This window comes from Thalassotalea euphylliae (genome assembly GCF_042682785.1).
Taxonomy (GTDB): domain Bacteria; phylum Pseudomonadota; class Gammaproteobacteria; order Enterobacterales; family Alteromonadaceae; genus Thalassotalea_F; species Thalassotalea_F euphylliae.
Map to the genome: position 1 here is coordinate 1,040,190 of NZ_JBHUIB010000001.1, position 23,717 is coordinate 1,063,906.

Genomic DNA, 23,717 nt, shown 5'->3' on the forward strand with positions numbered 1-23,717 from the left:
TTTTATTAACCTCGCGTATTTAGTAGCAAGGATTTAACAGTTAGTTTTTGGTAACACTTATGGTCGGTCACTAAGACCAAAACGTCAGCCCAGTCATCGATAGCGTCTATTGAATCGATGCGCTGACATTGCCAATGAGGTACGTAAGGGTCGTGGTAACGCACTTCAACACCAGCATTCACTAAATAATCATAGATTGGATCAGCAGGTGTTTCACGGCAGTCATCAACATTGGCTTTGTAGGCAACGCCTAATATACCAACTTTATTTTGCCCCTGACTTAACAACGCTTTTACCTTTTCAGCCACTATTTCTGGTCGTTTATCATTCACATGACGCGCCATACGAATAAAATCGCCAGACTTAGTATTTTCAACAAGGAACCAAGGGTCAATAGGAATACAATGGCCACCAACTCCAGGGCCCGGCGTTAATACATTAACTCGCGGGTGTCTGTTCGCTAATTTGATAACTTCATATACATTAACATCTAGCTCTTCACATACTTGCGCCAGCTCATTAGCAAACGCAATACCGACATCACGAGACGTGTTTTCAACAAGCTTTACGCACTCTGCCGTAGTCAAATCAGTCAAGAATACTTGGCCTTTCACAAAGCTTTGGTAAATGGTTTTAACTTTGTTCTGTGCCACTTCATTATTTGCACCAATAATACGGTCATTATTCACAAGCTCGTGGAGTGTTTGACCTGGAATTGCTCGCTCAGGGCAGTGAACTACGTCAACGTTAACACCCACACTTTCAAATCGTTTAGCCGCTTCCAAACTTGTCTGTGGGGAGATCGTCGACTCAATAATGACGGTCTGTCCCTCTTTGGCCACTTTCGCAATAGCATCAACTGCGCTAAACACGTAAGAGCGATCGCAGCTATTATTTTTGTGGGGGGTAGGTACTGCGACAAGATATGTATCACTACTAGGAATTTCTGTCGATGCTTTCAAGTATCCTTGACCGACTACCCGAGACAAGAGCTCTGGCATTCCTACTTCATCAAATGGACACTCAGCCTTATTGATGGAAGCGACTTTGTCTGCATTTAAATCAATTCCTGTCACACTGTAACCAGCATCAGCAAGTAAACAAGCGATAGGTAACCCCATATAGCCCATTCCAACAACCGCAATATCTTGATGCTTAGGTGTAATAGATACAATTTCTTCGTTTTTGTCCTCACCTAAGCAAATATCAATAATTCGCTCTGCTACGTGGCCATCACCAAACGGGTTTTCCCATGAAAAACTCTCTGCAGTCAGCCATTTATCGGCCGCTTCTAACGCTTTATCTGCATCGCGACCAACCAAGACATTCGCACCCACTTCAATAGACTCTGGTCGTTCAGTGTTTTCTCTTAACGTGATACATGGTACGCCCAGCAAACAGGCCTCTTCTTGGATACCACCAGAGTCAGTCAGGATAAGCTGTGCATTCTTTTGAAGTTGAATAAAATCTAAATAACCAATTGGCGGGCTCAGCTTCAAGTAACTTGGGACGGCTATGCTAAACTCTTCAAGTTTTGCTTTAGTACGTGGGTGAATAGGCCAAACGATAGGTTGGCTATACTTTTCATGTAAGCGGTCAAATAGCGAAAGCAGCTCTTTAAGGTGGGCAGGGATATCAACATTTGAAGCTCTGTGAGCCGTCACCAGGAAAAATTTACCAGCCTCAACCGCTAATTCTTCTAAAATAGTGCTTTTATCTGAGGCAATTTCTAGATGTTGGAAGAGTGAATCAGAGACAGTATTACCAACCGTGTATATTTTTTCCTCGTCAATACTTTCATGCTTCAAGATCTTTTCTTGATTTGGACCTACAGCAAATAGAAACTCACTCAGGTGGTCAGTTAGAATACGGTTGGTTTCTTCCGGCATTGTGCGGTCATAACTCCGCAAACCTGCCTCGATATGCCCCACCTTAATGTTCAACTTAGATGCGGCAAGCGCACCTGCTAACACAGTATTTGTGTCCCCTTGCACCAAAACAACATCAGGTTGCTCATCTACCAAGATGGGCTCCATCTTGATAAGAATATTTCCGGTTTGGTTACTGTGTAATCCAGAACCAACGCCCAAATTATAGTGAGGCTCAGGTAAATTCAACTCTTTGAAAAAGATACTGTCCATTTCTTCAGAGTAGTGCTGATTTGAGTGAATAATAAAGTAAGGAAGCCCACGCTTTTGACACTCTCTAATGACTGGGGCCATCTTTATGATCTCAGGACGAGTGCCAACGATTATCCCTATCTTCATTTTTGCTTGCATTGCTTTAATACCAAAAATTTTGTTTGACTAGCAGGCGTATTCTACGCCTGAATTAATAAGTTTAACACTTCTCGTGTTTTTGCTTTCATCAGCGAAGGGTCTGATCTTGACTCGACATTGAGTCTAACAACCGGCTCTGTATTACTTGAACGTAAATTAAATCGCCAATCAGCGAAAGACATACTGATACCATCCGTCTCGTCGATAGCTAACGCTTGTTGAGCATAATGGGCTTTAACACGCGCAATCGATTCTGCTGGATTGCGTAGCTTATTATTTATTTCACCGGAGGACGGAAACTTCGCGATTCTCTCTTTCACTAAAGCTGATAGTGGCTGTTCTTTCAAACAAATAAGTTCAGCCACTAACAACCACGGAATCATGCCGCTATCACAATAAAAGAAATCTCGGAAATAATGATGCGCACTCATTTCACCACCATAAACCGCATTTTCAAGTCGCATGCGCTCTTTTATAAAAGCGTGGCCCGTTTTACTCTGAACAGGGGTGCCACCAGACTGCTCAACAATGTCGACAGTATTCCAGGTTAAGCGGGGGTCGTGAATAATTTTTTCATTAGATGACTTAGCAAGAAAATTCTCTGCCAGTAATCCAACAATATAATAGCCTTCAATAAACTCACCACGTTCATCAAATAGAAAACAGCGGTCAAAGTCACCATCCCACGCTATCCCCATATCAGCATTATGCGCTATCACAGCATCACATGTACTCGCTCTGTTTTCAGGCAACAATGGGTTTGGAATGCCATGCGGGAATGAACCATCCGGTTCATGATGCACTTTAACAAACTCAACAGGAATACTTTTCCGATGAAAGGCCTCTTCAATGGCGTCTAGCGCAGGACCTGCTGCACCATTACCTGCGTTGACAACAAGCTTTAAAGGCTTAATATTTGCTGGCTCAATATAAGTAAGCAGATGCTCAGTATAGGGCTCAGCGATATCTCTCTGCGTAATATTGCCAACAGACGTTATATCAGCGAATTGGTTTTCTTCTGCTAGGCGCTGAATATCGCGAAGGCCGGTATCACCACTTATCGGCTTACTATCCTCTCTGATCAATTTCATACCGTTGTAATTGATCGGGTTATGGCTTGCCGTCACACAAATGCCACCATCACATTGAAGATAACTGGTCGCAAAATAAATGTGCTCAGTACCACAAAGGCCAATATCAATAACATCGCTACCGCCATCCATTAAACCTTGTGCTAATGAGGCTTTTAACGACGCACTGGTCAGTCTGATATCTCCACCTACAACAACTACTTTGGGTTCAAGATGTTGGGCGTAAGCTCGGCCAATACGGTAGGCAATTTCGTCATTCAACTCACTGCCCAATTCGCCACGTATATCATAGGCTTTAAAACATGTTAGCGTCGTCATTATTTTTCTACACGTCCGTATCTATCTTCAAAACGGACAATGTCATCTTCACCTAAGTAACTACCTGACTGCACTTCAATCATCTCAAGCGGCAGTTTGCCAGGATTTTCCAACGCATGAACTGCACCGATAGGGATATACGTGGATTCATTTTCCGTCATTAGGAAGGTATCATCATTAATGGTAACTTTTGCTGTTCCAGAAACGACAATCCAGTGTTCAGCGCGGTGATGATGCATTTGCACTGAAAGTTTCGCGCCTGACTTAACGACAATCCGTTTTACCTGAAAGCGCTCACCCATGTCGATAGAGTCATAGCTTCCCCAAGGGCGATAGACTTGTCGGTGATGCTCAACTTCACTGCGTTTATCTTTTTTGAGTTGATTTACTATCGCTTTGACATCTTGCACTTGATTTTTATCAGCAACCATCACCGCATCCGGCGTATCAATAACCACAATATTATTCACACCAACAGTTGCAATTAATTTATCTTCCGAATGAAGGTAGCTATTGTTCGTGTTATGGGTAAGCACATCACCTCGTTGTACGTTACCGTTATCATCTTGTTTTGAAGCTTCCCAAAGCGCACTGTATGAGCCTACGTCACTCCAACCAGCATCTAATGGCACAACAACAGCAGAAGCGGTTTTTTCCATGACGGCATAGTCAATAGAGTCATCCGGGCTAGTAAGAAACGCGTCTTTGTTCGGACGGATAAAATCAAGGTCTGTTTGGCTATCCGACATCGACTGTTCGCATGCCGAATAAATGTTTGGATTGAACGTTTTGAGCTCTTCAAGGTAAACACTGGCTTTGAACATAAACATGCCACTGTTCCACAGGTAATTACCAGACGCCAAGTAGGTTTCAGCTGTTGTTAAATTAGGTTTTTCGACAAATTTTTCTACTGGTGCAACACCGCTGTTGTCGGTATCACCAAACTTAATATACCCATAACCCGTTTCAGGTTTATCCGGCACAATGCCAAATGTCACCAACTTATCCGTCAATGTCGCTTTATATGCCGTTTCGATCGCTTGATGAAAAGCTGAAGTATTGCTTATGACATGATCAGCTGCCAACACCAGCAAGATGGCCTCAGGGTCCTTCGAAAGCGCCTGAAAAGCAGCTAACGCAACTGCAGGCGCAGTATTCCTTCCCTCTGGTTCGAGTAGAATATCGCCTTTGGCACCCAGCGCTAACACTTGTTCCGCAACACTGAACCGATGTTCTTCATTGCAAATAAAGAGTGGCTTTTCACAACCATTAGGTAAACGATTTATCGTGTCTTGTAGCATAGATGTATCATTAACCAACGAAATAAACTGTTTTGGGAATAACTTTCTCGATAATGGCCATAATCTTGTTCCACTGCCGCCACACATTATTGCAGGGTACAAATTCGCAAATGTCATCATTTTTCCTTTAACCAGCCGCTCTGGCTAGTTGTTTAAATTTAATCCGTATTTTTCAATCAAGCTATACAATGTAGGTCTGGTTATTCCCAAGAGTTGAGCTGTTTTTGACATATTACCATCGGCCAGCGCATATGCTTTTTGAATCGCCACAGTTTCCGCTTCTTCGCGCACCGTACGTAAGTTCAGAGACAGTTCAAACCCTTCATCTTGAGAAACAACCAAGCCTAAATCTAGCGCTGTTACCTGGCTACCCATCGCCATAATGACCGATGATTTCACTTTGTTCTGTAGTTCTCGAATATTACCCGGCCACTTGTGTTGCTTAAGGGCTTGAATAGCATCTTCTGCAAACGATTTTACGTTACGTTTGTATTCTTTTGCGTACTGCTGAAGGAAGAATTGCGCAAGAATGAGCACATCTTCCTCTCGGTCTCGTAGTGGCGGAATATCGAGCGTAATTTCACTGATGCGATAATACAGATCTTCACGAAACTCTTTGTTGGCAACCATTTCTTGCAAGTTTTGGTTAGTTGCACAAACCACCCTGACATCAACAGGTATTTCTTGTCTGCCACCAATACGTTCGATGACTTTCTCTTGCAGGAACCGAAGAAGCTTTGCTTGGAGGTTAAAGGGCATATCACCGATTTCATCGAGAAATAAAGTGCCGCCCTGTGCGCACTCGATTTTCCCTTTTGTCGTTTTGTGTGCACCAGTGAATGCGCCTTTCTCAAAACCAAACAATTCACTTTCTAACAGCGTCTCTGGGATAGAGGCACAGTTTATTGCGATAAAAGGCTTTTTCACGCGGTTACTGACATTGTGTACCGCTTTGGCTGTCACTTCCTTACCGGTGCCCGATTCACCAAGAAGCAATGCCGTAATCTCCGTTGGTGCAATGCGTTGAATCATTTGGCGCATTCTGTCTATGCTCGCGCTATTCCCTATAATCCCCGTATCAGCGCCAACAAACGATTTCATTGCTCGGTTATCACTTTCTAACCCAGCAACAGCAAAAGCACGATTCACAATAACATTGATGACGTCTGCATCGACTGGCTTTTGATAGAAGTCATATGCTCCCATTTCAATTGCCTGCAACGCCACCTCATGGTTATCATTGCCCGTGATAACGATCACCTTGGTATGTGGTGCGATTGCCAGGATTTCCTTTAGTGCAGCTAATCCTTCAGAAGCGTTTGCGGTATCAGGGGGCAAACCTAAATCTAATGTAACAACACTCGGTTCAAACCGACGAACGGCGGCAATTGCAGACTCTCGATTTTCGGCCAGCACTACGTCGTAATCAGACAAGCTCCATTTGAGCTGTTTTTGCACACCCAAATCATCATCGACGATAAGTAATTTTTCCATAACTACTTTATATACCTTTTATTTTTTATTGTTTACTTGGGATTCGCAGCGTAAATATACTGCCTTCACCTTCAATGCTCGTAACGCTGATGCTACCGCCCAGGCTTTCGACAAATTGTTTGGCTTCATAGGCGCCAATACCCATACCTGCATTACCTTTAGTGGTATCAAACGGTTTAAACAAGCGGTTTTTTATAAAAGCCTCATTCATCCCGGAACCATTATCGATGACCGCTACGAGTACATCACTTTCAGCTAAAGATGCTTTAACGGATACCCAGCCATCAGCTGGCGTCGCTTCCTGTGCATTTTGGACGAGATGGTTTAACACCGAGACCAACTCATCGCTTATCGTTACATCCAATTGTCCATCAATTTCAGCGTCAACACTAGGTTTATTTAAATTGCGCTGCTCTACAACCTTGTGTATTGCAGATTCAACCGTAGTTGCCTTCGAGTGACGCTCTGGAAGCTGCTTATTTCTCAGTTGATTGAGCACTTTTTCTAGCCGCTCTGTCGCCGATTCAACCGTTTCAAATACATCTTCGATAAATGCAGGGTTATTTTTATGTTTTTCAGCATTACTGCTAATGAGAGACAACTGTGCTTGAACATTTTTAAGATCGTGCACCAAAAACGCAGACATTCTATGAAAGGCTTCAAATTGTTTTGATTCGGATAACTCTATCCTTGCCTCGTTAAGAGATAAATAATTACTCAGCTGTTTGGTAACAGCAAAAAGAAGATCCCTATCTTCCCAATTCAAATACGTGCTCGACGCTTCCCCTCTTGACAAAAGGAACAGTCCATAGAGCTTGTCAGCATTTATAACAGGTACGATAACATCAATATTATATAAACGGTAAAACTCGAGATCTAAGTTGAGTCCTTTGTACACATCCTCTACGTAGACATATTCTTTGACATCGATTATCCAACTGTGCGTTAAGCAAAATTCTGAGAGAATTTGCATCTCTTCAGATGGAAGCTCTAAAATACCGAGCTGATTATCATGAACAACTTTAAAACGGTTTCCTTTTTCGGCTCGAATTAACGCCCCTTTTTTGAAATGCATTGATGAGCAAATGATATCCAGTGCGTTAGCATAAAAATCTTTATTTTCGCTCTGGGCCAACTGCTCAATAGACTTCAGCCACTCTATTCTATAGTCATATTTATTGGCATAAAAATGCTTAGTAATAAATACTTTAACTTCGCGTCTCAAGCGCTCTGTGAGCAGAAGGGTAGCGAGTACGGATAAACCCAGCAAAGCGAAAACAATACTAAGTACGTCACCCCATTGCCCGCCGATTAGACGCAATAAATAACCAGCCGACGCGAGAACTAGCAAATAAACGCCTGCAATCATCAGCATAGTGCTGTAAAAAACAACCTCGCGGGAGACAAAAACTTCAACTTCCCAATTCTTAATTCTGCGCGCACTGATAAGAATAAAAGGCATTCCTAACGCAATTATAAATCCTCGTGCATACCAGAAAGAGAAGTCCAATTGATCCAGCATTGTCGCTTGAGCAAATATAATGAAATCAAATGTGCTTAAGGTACCGAGCGCGATAACAAGTGGCCACAAAGCCCACTTCATTTTAGCATCTGCATTTCGGTATATTTGCTCTAGGTAAACCATGATGCCGAGGTTGAGCACTAAAAAGAGTAAGAATAAGAAATGATGTCCATCTTCGGATACCAGAGAAAAACTCCAGCAGGCTGTTGACGCAATCGCCATGTAGAATATAGCCAAGCGCACATCTTTACTTCTAAATGCCTGAGACAGTGAATTCACGCCATGGCGCAAAAAAACCAATAGCAGCAAGTAAAGCGATAACTTCACGTTTTCGAGTAAAAGCACATATTTAAGCGACAGGGATAACTGAATCTGTACGAGCGACATTATCGACGTAGCAAGCACCATGACAGAAATAAACACAATCTGTTTAGCAATAAAAGACTTCTGTCGTATGACTAAAAGCAGCAGTGAAAATACTAGATACGCAACACTTGCTAATCCAAACCCAGCAATACCAATTACTTCCATTTAGTGCCTTCTTTTTCGTAAAGATTGATGAAAAAAATGCAGCCAATGCGCACTTTTGTTATCATAGTTTCATATTTATCGTTTTATATATTTACACGGATACGTAAAAAAAATAAGCAGCCCTAAGAATTTGTTGTTTTCTTTGATAAAAAATTATGGGCTTGATTCTTGCTTACACACTATCAATTGTACGCATTTACACCGACTAGTGTAAAGGTTATCGACAGTAGGTCGAACGTAACACCGAAAGGATTTAAAAGATGTCAAATCACGAACCTAATTCGAGATTAGAAAAAGATAACACAGAATTAAGACGAAAGTTTCTAAAAGGCGCAGCATTAGGTGCTCCAATCATTTCGTCGATTGCAAGCAAACCAGTTTGGGGTGCAGGTATTTGTGCGCTTTCTGGTTCGTTGTCTGGCAACATGTCAAATCATGGCACGCAATACAGCTGTGATGGGCCGACAGGCCGTTCTCCTGGCTTTTGGAGCAAATGGTGGAAAGTTACGTCTAGTAACAGTGCTCATCATCAGTTAGGTCTTAAAGTTTTATATAACTGGAGAGAGGCTGGTGCGTGGCCTTCATATTCGTTTTCAAACATCTTTGGTGCGACACCTGGCGCTGGCGTAAATGATTCTCTTGGACACGTTATGGAACTCGGCGGAGCGTCCAATAGCTTCGATAGACATGTTGTTGCAGCGTATTTATCTGCAAGACACCCTATGATGTCAGCAGACGTTCCTTATACAGCACAACAAGTTATTGATGCGTTCCAGATTGTAGCACGACAACCGGGCTCGACTCGAGCGAATGATATTATCGAAATATTCGATTCAATCTTTACATCACATACAAACGGTCAGATATACAAAAACCTTCCGCCAAGCTTCACTGTCGATAGCGACGAAGTTAAGGCGCAAATTGAGTTTTTCTCGTAACGTCAACAGAGCAGTTCGTTTACGTTGTGAGTTGTCATTACTACCTGTCCAGCCCATACAAATCAGTGGTATTTGACGATTCGATTGTCATTTACCAACTGACGACAAATGAGACAATAGCACTAGATGAAATTTCTTTTGAAATCATCGAGCTATTGTCTCAAAATATAAACTCTCCGGAATCGATACTGGCTTCATTAAATAAACAGTGCGATGGAGAAAATATTTCTTTAAATGACATCAAACCTTATTTAGACGCGTTAGCATCAAGTAATTTAATTAAATGCTCCAATATGTAAAGGAATTGCCGGAATCTGAGCTTACTGAGTTATTAACGAGTCAGGGGCTACCCATCAAAATAGGTCCCTTTAATTTTCTGTTATCGTCAAACCATACAGCCATCGTTAAACCTTTTAGGGTATTGTATGGCAATCATAAGCTGCTCTCTAAAGACGACTTTGTTGACTTTAATATATATCTTAAAAAGAGCACAGGTATACGTCGTTGGTTCAAGCCCCAAATAGAGTTTTTCTTCGATGACCAATGCCCCTTTAAACCATTAAGTTTAAGAGAAGCATTCCCCCTTTTAGAATGGAGCATGAACTGGTGTATTGGCGCTCATGCCCATCAATATTTAATCATTCACTCCGCGGTATTAAAAAAGAATGACGCTATCGTTATTCTTCCTGGCGCGCCAGGCTCTGGAAAAAGTACACTTTGCGCCGCACTGATGGCTGAAGGTTATCAAGTGCTTTCTGATGAACTCGCGCTTTTTGATCGCGAAACAGGTCTTATAGATCCCGTTTGTCGACCTATTAGCTTAAAAAATAAATCAATTGACGTCATCACTGAACGTTACCCGTCTCTATCACCTGCTAGCAATGTAAGAACTGAAAACAAGGGCTATGTCGCGCACTTTCCTACCGACGTCAATATTGGCAAACTCTGCCAACCTCGGTTTGTCGTGTTTCCCAAATATAAAAGCGGTGCTCCCTTTAGCCAGAGTGAACTTTCCAAGGCTGAGTGCTTCTTGAAATGTGTAGAAGATTCTTTCAATTACAATCATTTAGGGAGCGAGGGATTTGACGCCATGTCGGCATTTATTTCTAACGTCGATGGTTACACCATAGAATATGACAACTTGGATGACGCCATTGCATTTATCAATGCCAAGGTAAATTCAGACTAATGAACCTTTTACTCCAAGTATGGCGGGCGCCTGATGTCGCTGGCAATTTAACCAATAAACAATGGCAGTTACTTGTTGGCCAAGCTCGTTCAAGTTACGTGCTCGCTAGCCTCGGACACAAGCTGCATTCACAATACAAAAATGGCAATATTCCTGAACGCGTATGGCGACACATGGCAAATGCCATCATCGTAGCGGACAAACAAAAGCTCGATACTCACCATGAATTAATGCGTCTAAACGGTACTTTTTCAAGAATTTCCGTGACAGCTACCTTACTTAAAGGAGCAGCCTACTCAGAGTTGAACCTACCAGTGAGTAAAGGGCGAGTATTTTCTGACATCGATTTACTTTTTCCTCGGTCTCACATAGAGACCGTTGAAAAAGAGCTGTGGTTTAGCGGCTATATAGCAGCGAAAGAAGATGATTACGATAAACGCTACTATCGCCAATGGATGCATGAAATAGAACCGCTTCAACACATAAAGCGCAAGACGGTGTTAGATATTCACCACAATATTCTGCCCGTTTCAGGTAAGACAGAAGTGAATTTACCTCCTTTACTGGAAGGACAGTCGCAATTCGAGCATTTTTCTCACATCAACACGTTAAGTGAAGAAGCGCTGATATTGCATTGCGCAACACACCTATTTCATGAAGGGGAATTTGAGAAGGGTTTTCGAGACTTATCAGACATAGCCAGTCTCTTTGAGCAATACCTAAAAAACCATGATTCACTCAAAAACGTTATTCGTTTGGCTGAACAGACCAACCTGATATTACCTTTGTATTTAGCTATACGATACAGTCATAAACTGTTTAACATTGGCTTCTCTAAAACGATGCTTGAAACCGTTGAGGCATTCAAACCCACCAAGGTGAGGTTGAGTATTCTCGACCGTTGTTATTGTCAGGTACTACAACCCTTCCATTCTAGCTGTCGAACTAAGCAATACTACATTGCTTCAATGACCTTGTATCTTAGAGCCCATTTACTGAGAATGCCCCTTCGACTTCTCATTCCTCATTTGATAAAAAAATCGATTCGCAGTGTGACCGATAAACTGGAAGAAAGAGAAAGCCAAAAAACAGAAGCAGAGCTCTAGACAACCACATAGATAGCTTATACTATTGCCCGCGCTGCACCCATAGCTCAGCTGGATAGAGCGCTGCCCTCCGGAGGCAGAGGCCGCAGGTTCGACTCCTGCTGGGTGCGCCACCCTCAAAGTACCTCGTTAGCAAAATTAGCATCTGCATCATTTCGAAATAGTTTTTCGTTTTCTTGAATTGAAATACTTCGGACACCATAACGGTCCAAGGGTCTCCGAATGGAAAAAAGGTCTTTATTTTTAAAGGGGTTAAGCGACACGAGAAAGAGTGGGGTGGCATATGGGACTTGAACCCACGACAACTGGAATCACAATCCAGGGCTCTACCAACTGAGCTAATGCCACCACTAAGAAGTACTTTATCCGTCAATCATAGACCCAAGCGGGCGTGACAGCGAATTAGTGCGCGGATTCTATATCGTTTATTTATTTTTGACAAGCGAGATTTTCGACTTTTCACGCGATCGGCCATAAAATAAAATGAGAACTCCTCTGAATTGAAAATTAATGGCTTTAGATAATCTATTTGCACAGCTCGACAATCATTTAACGGGCGAAGAAAAAGGTATGCCGCCTGTTGATAAATGGGCGCCCGAATACTGTGGTGAAATTGATTTAGTCATTAAGCAAAATGGTGATTGGTTTTATATGGGTACGCCCTTTAAGCGGTTGTCACTAGTGAAACTTTTTGCGTCTGTTCTGCGAAAAGATAGTGAAGAGTATTTTCTGGTCACGCCAGTAGAGAAAGTCAAAATTCAAGTAGAGGATGTGCCCTTCATCATTACTCGATGGCAATGGCAGGACGACAAAGCGCACTCGACTATGATACTCGCAACCAATTTAGGTGACGAATTTCCCTTGTCAGAAGAACACCCGCTGAGCATCTCTGAAGATGGCACTCTTTATGTTACCGTCAGACGCAACTTACGCGCTAAAGTACACCGAAATGTCTATTACCAGTGGATAGAACAAGCACTTCAGCGTGATACTGCAGAGCAAGGGACAGAGGTGTACTTTGAGAGCGCAGGTAACTCGATTGTTATCGGTTATTGCTAACGCGATAATTCATAGCTAACTGTAGAGCTGCATATCCAGGTTAGTTAAATGACCCTAGAAAAACGTTGCTTGTTAATGTGCTTTTTCATGTACGTATCGAATGTCATGCAAATATTGCGAATGAGCAAACGCGCTTTAGCCGTCACCACCACTTCTGCGTCACGCAAAATGACTAGCCCGTCCGCTATGAATGTTGCTAAGTCGGACAGTTCCTCAGAAAAGTACTCGTCAAAGTTAATTTGGTGCTTGCTTTCGATATCTGCTTTGTCAACGCGCATATTGCACATCAATGCTTTAATTACGTCATGTCGCACTGCGTCATCAGGGCTCATTGTCAGTCCTTTCTCAACGGCAGAGCCACACGCATCAATACCTTGATAATAGGCGTTCAATTCCTTTTGATTTTGACTGTAACAATTACCTACCGCACTGATAGAAGAAACCCCGAGACCGAGCAAGTCACAATGACCATTAGTGGTATAACCTTGAAAGTTGCGATGCAGCTTTCCTGCGCGTTGCGCTATTGCCAGCTCATCATCAACTTTTGCAAAGTGGTCCATTCCAATAAAGTCGTAACCATGGTTCGTTAAGTATTCTACCGCTTGACGCATGAGCGCGAGCTTTTCATCAACTGAAGGTAGCCACTCGTCCTTTAGTTTTCTTTGTGCCGCAAATCGTGCAGGCAAATGCGCATAAGAAAATAGCGAAATGCGATCGACATCCATCGCCTTGACACTCTTTAGCGTATTGCCGAAGGTTTCCGCCGTTTGGAACGGCAGGCCATAAATTAAATCAACATTCACCGATTTGAAGCCAACATGTTTCGCACGAGCAACTAAGTCGCTGATGAACTCAGTAGACTGCCTGCGGTTAATGGCTTCTTGAACGCGCTCGTCGACATCCTGTACACCGATACTCATGCGGTTAAAACCAAGAGTAGCCAAGTCATTAGCATAGTCTATCGCTATCTCTCGCGGGTCCATTTCGATGCCCATCTCAACATCATCAGCAAAATGAAACGACTGTTTAAGTAAATTGACCAACTGACCCAGCTGCATTGAGGTCAAAAAGCTAGGGGTGCCACCACCAAGGTGCAACTGACTGACCTTGTAATCACTGAACAACGGGGCCTTTTTTGAAATTTCTTTAGCCAAGTAGACAAGATAGTCATCAGCTTTGTGTCGATGACGCGTTACGATTTTATTGCAACCACAGTAGTAACAGAGGCTGTGACAAAACGGAATATGGATATACAAGGATAATGCGCGGTTCGCAGAAGACTCAATAGCATGCTCAAAGTCCGCAACAGAAAAGTCACTGTTAAACTCTAACGCTGTCGGGTAAGAAGTATATCGTGGTCCGCTGGTATTGTATTTAGCGAGTAAGGTTGGGTCGAAAAATTGCGCAACTTGCATATGGGCTCCCTATGATGAAGCGCATATTCTATGCAAATTGCGAGATGGGGATATTGATCTCAAGCAAGCTTTCGCTCTAATCTGCGCATTTAATACATTTGATGGCGGCAGGCTGCACCTCCAAACGCCTTTCAGCAATTTCTTCGCCGCACGTTTGGCAGTAGCCGTAATAACCATTATTAATACGCATGATCGCATTGGATAGTTGTTGTATTTCGACTTTCGCTTCAGATTCTAGGGCATTGAGCACTTCGTCGTTTTCGCGTTCACCAGCTTGCTCTGACCAATCGGCATGACGGCCATCTGCAAAATCCTGATGAATACTGTCAATACGTTGCTGAAGCGCAACGATACGCTCTGTAAATTGCTGCTTTAATTGTTCATGCATGGTTCGCTCCTAGGACAAAGCGAACCACCGAATAGGGTTATCCGCTTAGTGCTGACTTTTGGGCGACAGCGTGATCGTAGAGGCGGTCAAGCTCAGCTGAAATCTGCTCAGTAAACTTAGCTTCGGCACTCATACGTTCAACATCCTGTTTCATTCGCTGCTGTTTTGGTAGTTGTTTACGCGCATCCAAAATCGCGTGGTGTTTAATTGCATCGTATAGATCAAATATAGCAGGAAACTCAGATTTAGCCTCAGACGGCAGTTTAAGTGACTCTAATAACACCGATAGTCGCCAAGACCCCTCACCTAGCTCACACTGTTTCTCTTTCATTGCTCTCACAATGATAATTACACTGTCGTAGACTTTGGCATCGTGCTTTGCCAAGTTTTTTGCATGCTCTTTTTCTGCCTGTTCTTGACGCAAGCGCTGTTGCTTTAATTGCATCAACAGTTTTCCCGCGTATACAGCGAGTCCAAAAATGACCAAGGCGCCAAGCGCTATCAACATAATCCACATAAGTACATACTACTCGTAATCGGACAAATCGCTGCCGTCTAACTTATCCCATAGCGCATCTTCATCCATCGGTTCTTCGACATCAGGAGTACGTGTCGTGTCTTCTAATTGTTCAGAGAGTTGTTCATGCTTGTCCATTAAGTCGTTGTAATAATCAACTTCTTCACTAGACAAAAGTTCACCCTCTTCTTGTTTCGCCAAGATCGTTAACAAACGTTCATCTTGTTCTATTTGCTCAATCTGCTCAGCAATACTTGGCCCACGGTCAATAACCCGAACACCAGGAATCGCTGATGGTTTTTTAACTTTGGTTGGAGCATGTGATGCAGGCTTTTGGTCACTTTTGACGAGTACAATAGGCGTTTTACTACCGATACGTTCGTCCTTTGTGCCTCCGCCACTTTGGACAACACGCTTTTTCTTTACTGCCTCGGTTTGACGAGAGCCGGCAGGTTTACCGGTTTTCTTTCTTGGCTTTTTGTCTTTAGCCGTTTCCTTAAGGGTGTTATCCGCTTTGATAAGGCCAATGGAACCTCGGCCTGGCTTACGTGATTTTTTCTTACGAGTCATAGTCTGTTGGGGCAGTAAAGTTGAATGTAGGCTATTTTACGTAAATTTACGTCTAGTTGCCAAAAATAGCTGAAAAGAAAAAAGCGATGCCGTAGCACCGCTTTGGGATAGTCATTGTGGCTCACGCCAGCAACTAATAGTTCCGATTCTTAATAGGTATCCTACCTAATTAGCACAGTCCCTGTAAATCTGACACGTTCCTCTTGTATTTCTAATGTTTCCGTACTTAATTTTCTTTTTCTCGGTCTTCCTAACACTTTCTTAGCTGTCCCTACGAGCCCTCCTGGACCGTATAAACTTATCATCCTGATAATTTGATTGAACCATCCGTGTCTTTAAAGGGTCAATACTTTCGTGATTGACGACTTGCTTCCTGTGCAAGGCTAGCTTTACTAGCGTCCTTGTTTTTATCGCTAAATGAATAGCTGGCAACTACTCTACCTATCTTGTCCTTAACGACAAGGGGATATTGCTATATTTTTTTTATATCTTTTCGGTTAAATGGCTAAGTCGCTGTATTTCAAATGTAATTAAATGTAACCAAATAAAATAAGCGCAAAATAAACCCACTTTTATGGCAAATGTCTTACAAACATAAAATCCGATATCTCACAAATGCATCGACTGTTTTTTGTACGAAATCATTCGTTATGATGAATAAACATTCATAATGTCAGGTTTTTATACAAAAATAATAGAAATTTTCGACAGTTGGCGGAATACAAATAAAAAAGGTTAAAAAGTAATGGAGAGGTAATGGAGAGAGTAAAGAGGCAGAAGTGGTGAACTACTGCCTAGACATATTCAAATTAGTCTTGCTCGTGTAACCAGGCAGCATGACGCGGTGCCTTTTTCGTTTGGCTCCACTCTTCTACCATATCAGGTGCTACACGCTTTAATTCTTTATATTGTTCTTCAGTGCCCGTATTGGCAGCCAACTCTAGACGATGACCATTAGGATCGAAGAAATATATTGATTTGAATACGCCATGGTTCACCGGACCTAGTACCTCAACACCTTTAGACTGAAGCGTTTCTTTAGCTGCAACTAATGCGTCGAAATTTTCGACCTCTAGCGCAATGTGTTGCACCCACACTGGTGTGTTTTCATCTCGCCCCATGTCAGGTGAGTTAGGTATTTCAAAAAACGCCAATACATTACCCATACCCGCATCTAAAAAGATGTGCATGTAGGGGTCTGGTTCCTTTGTTGAAGGCACTTCATCTTCGGCTATCGCAACCGTCAACTCCATGTTCAACATATCTTTGTACCAGTCAACAGTTTGCTTCGCGTCCTTACAACGGTAAGCAACGTGGTGGAAACGCTTGATGTTTATCATTGTTACTTGCTCAATCGGTAATGTTGGGGCTAGTTTTATCACAAACCGGATCTAGCTACTAAAACTAGCCGCTAAATTATTACGCACGTAAACGTAAGTGATTGACTACACCTGTAAACAATTACATACAAGTAAATCTCAACTTGTTTTGGCTCAACTCAGTACCAATCACACCAAAATAACGGTTTTATCACCATTTAAACAAATACGTTGTTCAGCGTGCATTTTTACCGCATGAGATAGGGCCGTTGCCTCCAAGTCATGTCCCATGTGCACCATCTGCTCTATGGTGAATGTGTGATTGATAGGTTTAACTTCTTGCACAATAATTGGCCCTTCATCGAGATCTGCGGTGACATAATGGGCTGTAGCACCAATGACTTTAACACCTCGAGCATGCGCTTGGTGGTAAGGCCTCGCACCTTTAAAGCTTGGTAAGAAAGAATGATGAATATTAATGGCTCTGCCTTTAAGCTTACCACACAAGTCATCTGACAATATTTGCATGTAACGCGCCAGTACTAGCAAATCGGCTTGATAATCATTAAAAATGGCCAGCATTTGTGATTCTTGCTGAGATTTGGTGTCTTTTGAAATAGGTAGGTAATGGAACTTTATCCCATGCCACTCTGCAAGCGCCCGACAATCCTCATGATTTGATACTACAGCAACGATATCCACTGGTAGTGCACCTGCTTTCCATTTGGTTAGCAACGACACTAAGCAGTGATCATCTTTAGAAACAGCGATTACAATTTTGGGCAATAAGTCGCGACTACGCAGTTGATAATCGATATCTAGTGGTTTCGCTAACGTTTCGATGCCTTCTTTAAACTCTTCGATAGGCACTGTCATCGCTCTATCGTCAAAAGCTATGCGCGAAAAGAACGTATCGGTATAAGGGTCACTATACTGTGCAGTCTCAGTAATAAAGGCACCATGCTCATATAGGTTTTGTGTGATTTTGGCCAAAACACCAGACGAGTCAGGACACTGCCAAGTGAGTACATAGTGATTAAAAGACTGCATGTTTATTTTCCGAGAGTAAAAACTCTATACTGAGTGAATTAGCAGACAATTACTAGCCCTACACAAGCCTACAGCCCCTATAAACGCTGAATACTTCCACTAGTTTTATAAACAGATAAAGATTATTCCGAACAATAAACAACGAAAAGTGCTGTAGACAAAATCTAATCTTGTCCGGCTGGTAAACCAGCGACAAAAATAAATTGATGAAATAAATGAATTTATTTCGTTTGTCTGATTATTCACATAGATTAAAGTGCTCTAACTTGGGCATTTTTGCCATAACGTGATATAACAAGTTCACTTCATCGAATCAGCAGTAAAAGAGAACACGATGTTTGCAAAACTAAAATTTGCTCACAAAATCAATTTAGTAGCAGCAATTTTATTAGTGTTTGCGTTGACCGTTTTAACCATCAGAAACTACAGCGCCGTAAAAACACAAATTCAAGACAACCTGGCACAAGGGATATCAGAAATTACCTCATCTGTGTCGGGGAATATCGCCAACTGGCTTAATGGAAAATTAGCCATCGTCAATGCTATTGCGCAAGCAACCGACGCAGATAGTAGCTCTGCACGTATCAGCGATATCGTTGTACAAGCGGATATATCAGGTGATTTTAAAAATGCCTACGTAGGTGTAGAGAGCACAGGCGAATTTATTCTTGATGATCCGACCGTTCAGTTACCCGCTGATTTCGATGCTCGCCAACGTCCTTGGTACACACAAGTAAAACAGGAACGTGCCAGTTCATTTACAGAACCCTATATCGATGTGACCATTAACCAATTGCTGATATCTGCTGTCGCGCCTATCGAGAAACAAGGTCAATTTATCGGTGTTGCAGGTGGTGACATTTTACTCGATGAAATTGCACGCATAATTAATGACATCGAATTTTTGGGCCTAGGCTACGCTTATCTCGTTACAGACAAAGGCAAGATATTAAGTCACCCAGATGCTAAATATATCGATAAGAACATTACCGACTTATTGGGTTTTAAACCGGCTTTTAACAACCAACTCACTGATGTTGATGATAGCAACCAAATTATCTCTTTTATTCCAGTTAAAGGCATAGAGTCGGTCAGCTGGTACGTCGGCGTAGTGCTTGACCAAGACAAAGCATATGCGCCATTAGCATCGGCACGAAATCAATCAATTATATTTGGTGGTATTAGCGTTATCGTCACCATGATTCTCTTGAACTTAGTGCTAACACGTTTACTGCAACCGGTAAATCAACTGTCAGAGGCCATTAAAGATATTTCAGAAGGTGAAGGCGATTTAACCAAACGTTTACAGGTCAGTAGCCATGATGAAATTGGTGAGTTATCTGAGCATTTCAATGGTTTTATCGACACCATACACCAATCAATGTCGCAAGTGCTCAAGGTTGCTGAAACCTTAAGATGCCAAATTACCCAGGTTCGCCAGAGTGCGGCATCGGGTATTTCCATGGTTGAAGAGCAGCTAAGCCGCGGTACCAACGTTTCAACAGCGGTTACGGAACTGAATAGCTCGGCACAAGAAATTTCCTCTAATGCGAGTTCAGCATCAGAATTGACCAGCAACATGCAAACAGAATCGAGCGAAGGCGTAGGTACGTTAAAAAGTAACTTGTCATCGATGGAAAAACTGTCGCACGTGATGGAAGAATCTAGTGTTGAAATAGCCAAGTTAAGTGAAGAAACACAAAATATTGGCAACATACTTGACGTAATAAAAGGCGTCAGTGCACAAACTAATCTACTTGCACTAAATGCTGCTATTGAGGCAGCACGCGCAGGTGAAGCGGGCCGAGGCTTCGCTGTTGTTGCCGATGAAGTTCGTCAATTAGCACAACGTACGCAAGACGCTACAGAAGAAATTGAGCAAATGATTGATAATCTTCAGTCCGGCTCTGCCACTGTTGTCGATTCAATGACTGAGAGTAAACGCACGAGTGAAGCCAGCGTTGCAATGGCTAATGCGGCTGGCGAAACCATGCAGCATATTATTGAAGCATTGCGTGCAGTTGATGTTGAAAACCATGCCGTTGCAGAGGCAACACAGCAGCAAGTGAATGTCATTCAGTCAATTGATGAAGAAGTGATGCAGCTAATGCACCTCAACCAAGAAGGTGTCGACAATTTACAGCAAACGCAAGCAGCATGTGATGATTTGCAAGTCGCATTTGATGATCTTAACGCGTTAGTGAGTAAGTTCAGAGTGTAAATGTATTGGTTATGTACCCCAGAAAGGCGAGCTTGCTCGCCTTTTTTAATAAGCTCAATTCTCCGGTAATTTTCCTCTGCCAATTACTCTTCCGTGGCTAATGCACTTGCCTGGTTTTTCAACCAAGTAGACACTTCACTAGACAATTCATCTAATTGTGAAACGAGCGCAAACGTTGCTTCCTTAGCATTGTCTAATTCTTTATCTGAAGCGCTATCGCTTACCTCTGCCACTGCAGCATTTAAGGCAGAGCCCACAAGGTAGTGAACGCCACCTTTTATTTTGTGGCTTATGGCAACAAGGTTTTCTAAGTCTTGCATAGCCAAGGCATCTTCGAGACTTTTTCTATTTTGTGGCCAGGCATCAACAAACATTGCCGCCACACTGGTTGACAACACTAGGTCGTGGCCATTGTCTTTGAGTAAAATTTTAGGATTAAACAAACGATATTGTGTTTTATCTGGCAAAGCGATAGCGGAAGCTTTTTTGCGGCGCATAAATTGACGATAAGCATGATGCATTTTATCCGCTACCGTTTCTTGTGAGCTGGGTTTAGCCATATAATCATCGAAGCCTGCTGCCAGACATTTTTCTGCACTACCAGACAATGCATCGGCTGTAACAGCAATCATCCAAAGCGGAGCGGAGGTCTCGCGACTGGTTAGTATTTTGGCTAATTCAAAGCCATCGAGCTCAGGCATATGACAATCAGAAATTATGATGTCATATGGCTGCGCATTGTGCATATCGAGTGCCTGTTGGCCATTCTCTGCGACATCAGGGTAGATATTCAGTCGTGCAAGTTGAGCCGTGAGTACTTTCACGTTGACCAAGTTGTCTTCGGCAATAAGAAATCGAACGCCATCAAAACGGTCGTCTTGCGCAGGTAAACTGGTTCGATCTTGCTGCCGTCTTTCAACCTTAGTGCTCAACTGTGTCGCTTGCTTAAACGTTAATGCAAACGAAAACTCACTCCCTTCGCCTTCCTCAGAATTAATTGTAATTTTACTGCCCATAGCATTCACAATCTCTTGGCAAATACTTAGGCCAAGACCAGTCCCACCAAATTTGCGACTCACCGCACTGTCGGCCTGAATAAATGGCGTGAAAAGCTGTGTTTGGTTTTCTTTCGCAATACCTATACCTGTGTCTTTCACCGCAATTTTTAAGGTGTGGTATTCACTATCTTGCTTGGACTTTTTGTTCACCAAACCTATAGATAGCGTAATGCTGCCCTGATGGGTGAACTTAACCGCGTTACTTAACAGGTTATTAAAAACCTGCATTAACCTTGTTGGATCGCTGATATACGTTGAGGCAAGCTCATCATCTACAACCAGCACTAGCTTTATCGGTTTCTCATTTTCATGATGTTTAAAACCAGCCACAGCGACATGTGATAGCTCTCGGATATCCACAGGCACTGATTCAAGTACGAGCTTGCCTGCATCGATCTTAGAGAAGTCGAGAATGTCGTTAAGTAACGATAAAAGGTTTCGTGCCGAGCTTTGCAACGTATCGAGCAATTCTTCCTGATTATCACTTAATGTCGTATATGACAGCTCTTCTGCCATGCCAAGTACCCCATTCATCGGCGTCCGTATTTCATGACTCATACGCGCTAAAAATGTGATTTTGGCTTGCGCTGATTTTTCCGCATCAGCCCTTGCGGCTTCCGCAATAGCCAAAGCATGTTCTACTTTTGCGTTAGCCGCTTTCATCGCTTGTACATGGCGGTAGTAAATCCAGCCAATTAAGCCGACAACAACTAATAAAATGGCAATAACAAACCCAGCCTGTCGATATGCCCCTTCGACATGTTCTTGCACATCTTTCTCTTGAAAGGCGGCGCTACTCCAGCGGTCATATAGTTGCTCATATTCATCCGCAGAGATGCTACTCAATGTACGATTTAGCAAGGTTAGTTGCGCTTGTTTACCCTTCAACATGGCGAAGCTGTAGTGGCTCGTTGGTCTGAAATCAGGCATAGGCTGAGACGTTAAATTTGCAAGCAGCAAGCGCTTAATTTCATATGCTGTGAGCAGTGTATTACCTATGTAAACATTGGCGTCGCCATTCGCGACCGCGCGAAGTGCTTCTTCCTGAGTGTCATACAAAGTAAACGTTGCACCGGGTAATTGTTGCTTCAATAACACAGAGTTTGTTGATTCGCGCAGCAACGCAAACCTTTCTTGTTTAAGATCATCCATATCATTGGTGAGTGTTGAGTCTATGCGGGTAACTAAGCTGAAACGCGCTTTAAGAAAAGGGATTGTTAAATCAACGTAATCAACGAGAAAGTTCTGCTCATTAGTGATAGCGAGCAGGTCCGCTTTGCCACTGCGTACACTCTCCAAATAAAATTGTTCATTTGGAATATATAGCGGCTTAAAAATAAGGCCTGTTCGCTCAGTTACGCGCTTAAATAGATCAATGACAAAGCCTCTTTCGGCTATATTGGTATAACTTTTGGTGATCAAAAAAGGCGGAAAGCCCCGTTCCGGCAAGGGATAGGTCAACTGATTATGGTCTAAAAGAAACTGTTTTTCTGATTCTGTGATATCTCGCAAGTAGTTGCCTAAAGTCAGCTCGATATTACTCGTTGTCTTGAATGGGTATTTTTCACGCCAGAGTTTCGCTTGAATTTGATTGATGTTGCGCAGCCCTTCATTAATGTCGTACATCAACTGCCGATCGACTTTGCGGGTCATTGCATGAAAAAAGATGCTTGGCGCCTCACTCTTGCTCACGTAAAAGCGATTAATCAGGTTATTTTCAACAAGATAATCTTGAAGCGCCCATGGCGTGCTCGAATATAGAGCATCAAAACGCTGATATTGAGCCATCAATGTCGCTAGGTCAGTGAAGTATTCACGTTCAATCTGATTGCTTAAAAAATCTAAGGTGGTTGGCTGACTAGAATGAATACCTATTTGAACCCCTTTGCTAGGGTCAGCGTCGACACGACGAAACAATCGTTGTTTATATTTGGCATATGGCAAACTAAACAGGTACTTTTCTGTCATATCTTCGCTATAAATGCCAACCGAGACCACATCAATTTCGCCATTGACCAGTGCTTGTCGAGCCGCCTCTGATGCAATCTCAACAAACTCAACTTTGTAACCGTAGTCTATTGCCCATATCTGCCAATACTCCTGTAAAAAGCGGACGAGATCTTTAAAGCGCTCTGTGTGACTGATTTGACTGTCATCAATATGAGGCAGAGCAATTTTGATGGGTTGTACAGGTTTATTATTGGGTCTAGGTGGTAGCGAGCTTTGACTAAAGGCTTGAGCGCTAAAACAAGACAATACGAGGAAGATGACGCAAAGTACACGACAGCGTGTTAGCAGACTTCTCGTTATCGCTCGAACCATAACAATTTTCCTTGTATTACAAAGATATA

The 23,717-nt window shown here is 42.6% G+C and carries 17 protein-coding genes and 2 tRNA genes; 6 read left to right on the forward strand and 13 right to left on the reverse strand.

Annotation, left to right across the window (positions count from 1 at the left end):
- Positions 1-5: 5 nt before the first annotated feature.
- Genes wecB through prsK form a run of 5 tightly spaced genes read right to left on the reverse strand, consistent with a single transcriptional unit; the run spans position 6 to position 8,536 of the window.
- The gene (gene wecB / locus ACFSJY_RS04745) at positions 6-2,267 is read right to left on the reverse strand and encodes a non-hydrolyzing UDP-N-acetylglucosamine 2-epimerase (RefSeq protein ID WP_386031640.1); all 2,262 of its coding nucleotides are present in this window, start codon (positions 2,265-2,267) and stop codon (positions 6-8) included.
- 53 nt (positions 2,268-2,320) lie between these two features.
- Complete coding sequence (locus ACFSJY_RS04750) at positions 2,321-3,688, reverse strand: phosphohexomutase domain-containing protein (RefSeq protein WP_386031642.1); 1,368 nt, start codon at positions 3,686-3,688, stop codon at positions 2,321-2,323.
- Positions 3,688-5,106: a mannose-1-phosphate guanylyltransferase/mannose-6-phosphate isomerase gene (locus tag ACFSJY_RS04755; protein WP_386031644.1), complete on the reverse strand. Its 1,419-nt coding sequence runs from the start codon at positions 5,104-5,106 to the stop codon at positions 3,688-3,690. Before ACFSJY_RS04755 ends, ACFSJY_RS04750 begins: the two co-directional genes overlap by 1 nt.
- Before the next feature lie 27 nt (positions 5,107-5,133).
- Complete coding sequence (prsR, locus tag ACFSJY_RS04760) at positions 5,134-6,483, reverse strand: PEP-CTERM-box response regulator transcription factor (protein ID WP_386031646.1); 1,350 nt, start codon at positions 6,481-6,483, stop codon at positions 5,134-5,136.
- Between the two features lie 25 nt (positions 6,484-6,508).
- Positions 6,509-8,536 carry an XrtA/PEP-CTERM system histidine kinase PrsK gene (prsK, locus tag ACFSJY_RS04765; protein WP_386031648.1) on the reverse strand — a complete coding sequence of 676 codons (2,028 nt, stop codon included), beginning with the start codon at positions 8,534-8,536 and terminating at the stop codon, positions 6,509-6,511.
- A 260-nt stretch (positions 8,537-8,796) separates the two neighbouring features.
- Between prsK and ACFSJY_RS04770 the strand changes: the two genes are divergently transcribed.
- The 4 genes from ACFSJY_RS04770 to ACFSJY_RS04785 all read left to right on the forward strand — a co-directional run bounded on the left by ACFSJY_RS04770 (position 8,797) and on the right by ACFSJY_RS04785 (position 11,882).
- On the forward strand, positions 8,797-9,474 hold the full coding sequence (locus ACFSJY_RS04770) for a hypothetical protein (protein WP_386031650.1): 678 nt from the start codon (positions 8,797-8,799) through the stop codon (positions 9,472-9,474).
- 283 nt (positions 9,475-9,757) lie between these two features.
- Positions 9,758-10,663, forward strand: a complete 906-nt coding sequence (locus ACFSJY_RS04775; RefSeq protein ID WP_386031652.1) for an HprK-related kinase A — start codon at positions 9,758-9,760, stop codon at positions 10,661-10,663.
- Positions 10,663-11,769, forward strand: coding sequence for a nucleotidyltransferase domain-containing protein (locus tag ACFSJY_RS04780; RefSeq protein WP_386031654.1), 1,107 nt, complete (start codon positions 10,663-10,665; stop codon positions 11,767-11,769). The genes ACFSJY_RS04775 and ACFSJY_RS04780 overlap by 1 nt, the downstream gene beginning before the upstream one ends.
- A gap of 36 nt (positions 11,770-11,805) precedes the next feature.
- Positions 11,806-11,882: transfer RNA gene (locus ACFSJY_RS04785), tRNA-Arg, on the forward strand.
- A 159-nt stretch (positions 11,883-12,041) separates the two neighbouring features.
- Here ACFSJY_RS04785 and ACFSJY_RS04790 read toward each other — a convergent pair.
- Positions 12,042-12,117, reverse strand: a tRNA-His gene (locus ACFSJY_RS04790).
- A 162-nt stretch (positions 12,118-12,279) separates the two neighbouring features.
- Here ACFSJY_RS04790 and ACFSJY_RS04795 point away from each other — a divergent pair.
- Entirely contained in the window at positions 12,280-12,828 is a 549-nt protein-coding gene (locus ACFSJY_RS04795) for a DUF1285 domain-containing protein (protein ID WP_386031656.1), read from the forward strand.
- A 44-nt stretch (positions 12,829-12,872) separates the two neighbouring features.
- Here the strand turns inward: ACFSJY_RS04795 and hemN are convergent, their stop codons facing one another.
- From hemN to purU, 6 genes are all read right to left on the reverse strand, one after another.
- Positions 12,873-14,243, reverse strand: a complete 1,371-nt coding sequence (gene hemN / locus ACFSJY_RS04800; protein ID WP_386031658.1) for an oxygen-independent coproporphyrinogen III oxidase — start codon at positions 14,241-14,243, stop codon at positions 12,873-12,875.
- 76 nt (positions 14,244-14,319) lie between these two features.
- Entirely contained in the window at positions 14,320-14,631 is a 312-nt protein-coding gene (locus ACFSJY_RS04805; RefSeq protein ID WP_386031660.1) for a TraR/DksA family transcriptional regulator, read from the reverse strand.
- Positions 14,632-14,668: 37 nt separating this feature from the next.
- The gene (locus ACFSJY_RS04810) at positions 14,669-15,148 is read right to left on the reverse strand and encodes a DUF2489 domain-containing protein (protein ID WP_386031662.1); all 480 of its coding nucleotides are present in this window, start codon (positions 15,146-15,148) and stop codon (positions 14,669-14,671) included.
- A gap of 9 nt (positions 15,149-15,157) precedes the next feature.
- A complete protein-coding gene (gene yihI, locus ACFSJY_RS04815; RefSeq protein ID WP_386031664.1) occupies positions 15,158-15,718 on the reverse strand; it encodes a Der GTPase-activating protein YihI in 561 nt (186 codons plus the stop codon).
- A gap of 809 nt (positions 15,719-16,527) precedes the next feature.
- Positions 16,528-17,058: a VOC family protein gene (locus tag ACFSJY_RS04820; protein ID WP_386032228.1), complete on the reverse strand. Its 531-nt coding sequence runs from the start codon at positions 17,056-17,058 to the stop codon at positions 16,528-16,530.
- 168 nt (positions 17,059-17,226) lie between these two features.
- Positions 17,227-18,087, reverse strand: a complete 861-nt coding sequence (gene purU, locus ACFSJY_RS04825; protein WP_386031666.1) for a formyltetrahydrofolate deformylase — start codon at positions 18,085-18,087, stop codon at positions 17,227-17,229.
- A 334-nt stretch (positions 18,088-18,421) separates the two neighbouring features.
- Between purU and ACFSJY_RS04830 the strand changes: the two genes are divergently transcribed.
- Positions 18,422-20,308 carry a methyl-accepting chemotaxis protein gene (locus tag ACFSJY_RS04830; protein WP_386031668.1) on the forward strand — a complete coding sequence of 629 codons (1,887 nt, stop codon included), beginning with the start codon at positions 18,422-18,424 and terminating at the stop codon, positions 20,306-20,308.
- Positions 20,309-20,391: 83 nt separating this feature from the next.
- Here ACFSJY_RS04830 and ACFSJY_RS04835 read toward each other — a convergent pair whose 3' ends face one another.
- Positions 20,392-23,688 carry an ATP-binding protein gene (locus tag ACFSJY_RS04835; RefSeq protein WP_386031669.1) on the reverse strand — a complete coding sequence of 1,099 codons (3,297 nt, stop codon included), beginning with the start codon at positions 23,686-23,688 and terminating at the stop codon, positions 20,392-20,394.
- Positions 23,689-23,717 lie beyond the last annotated feature (29 nt).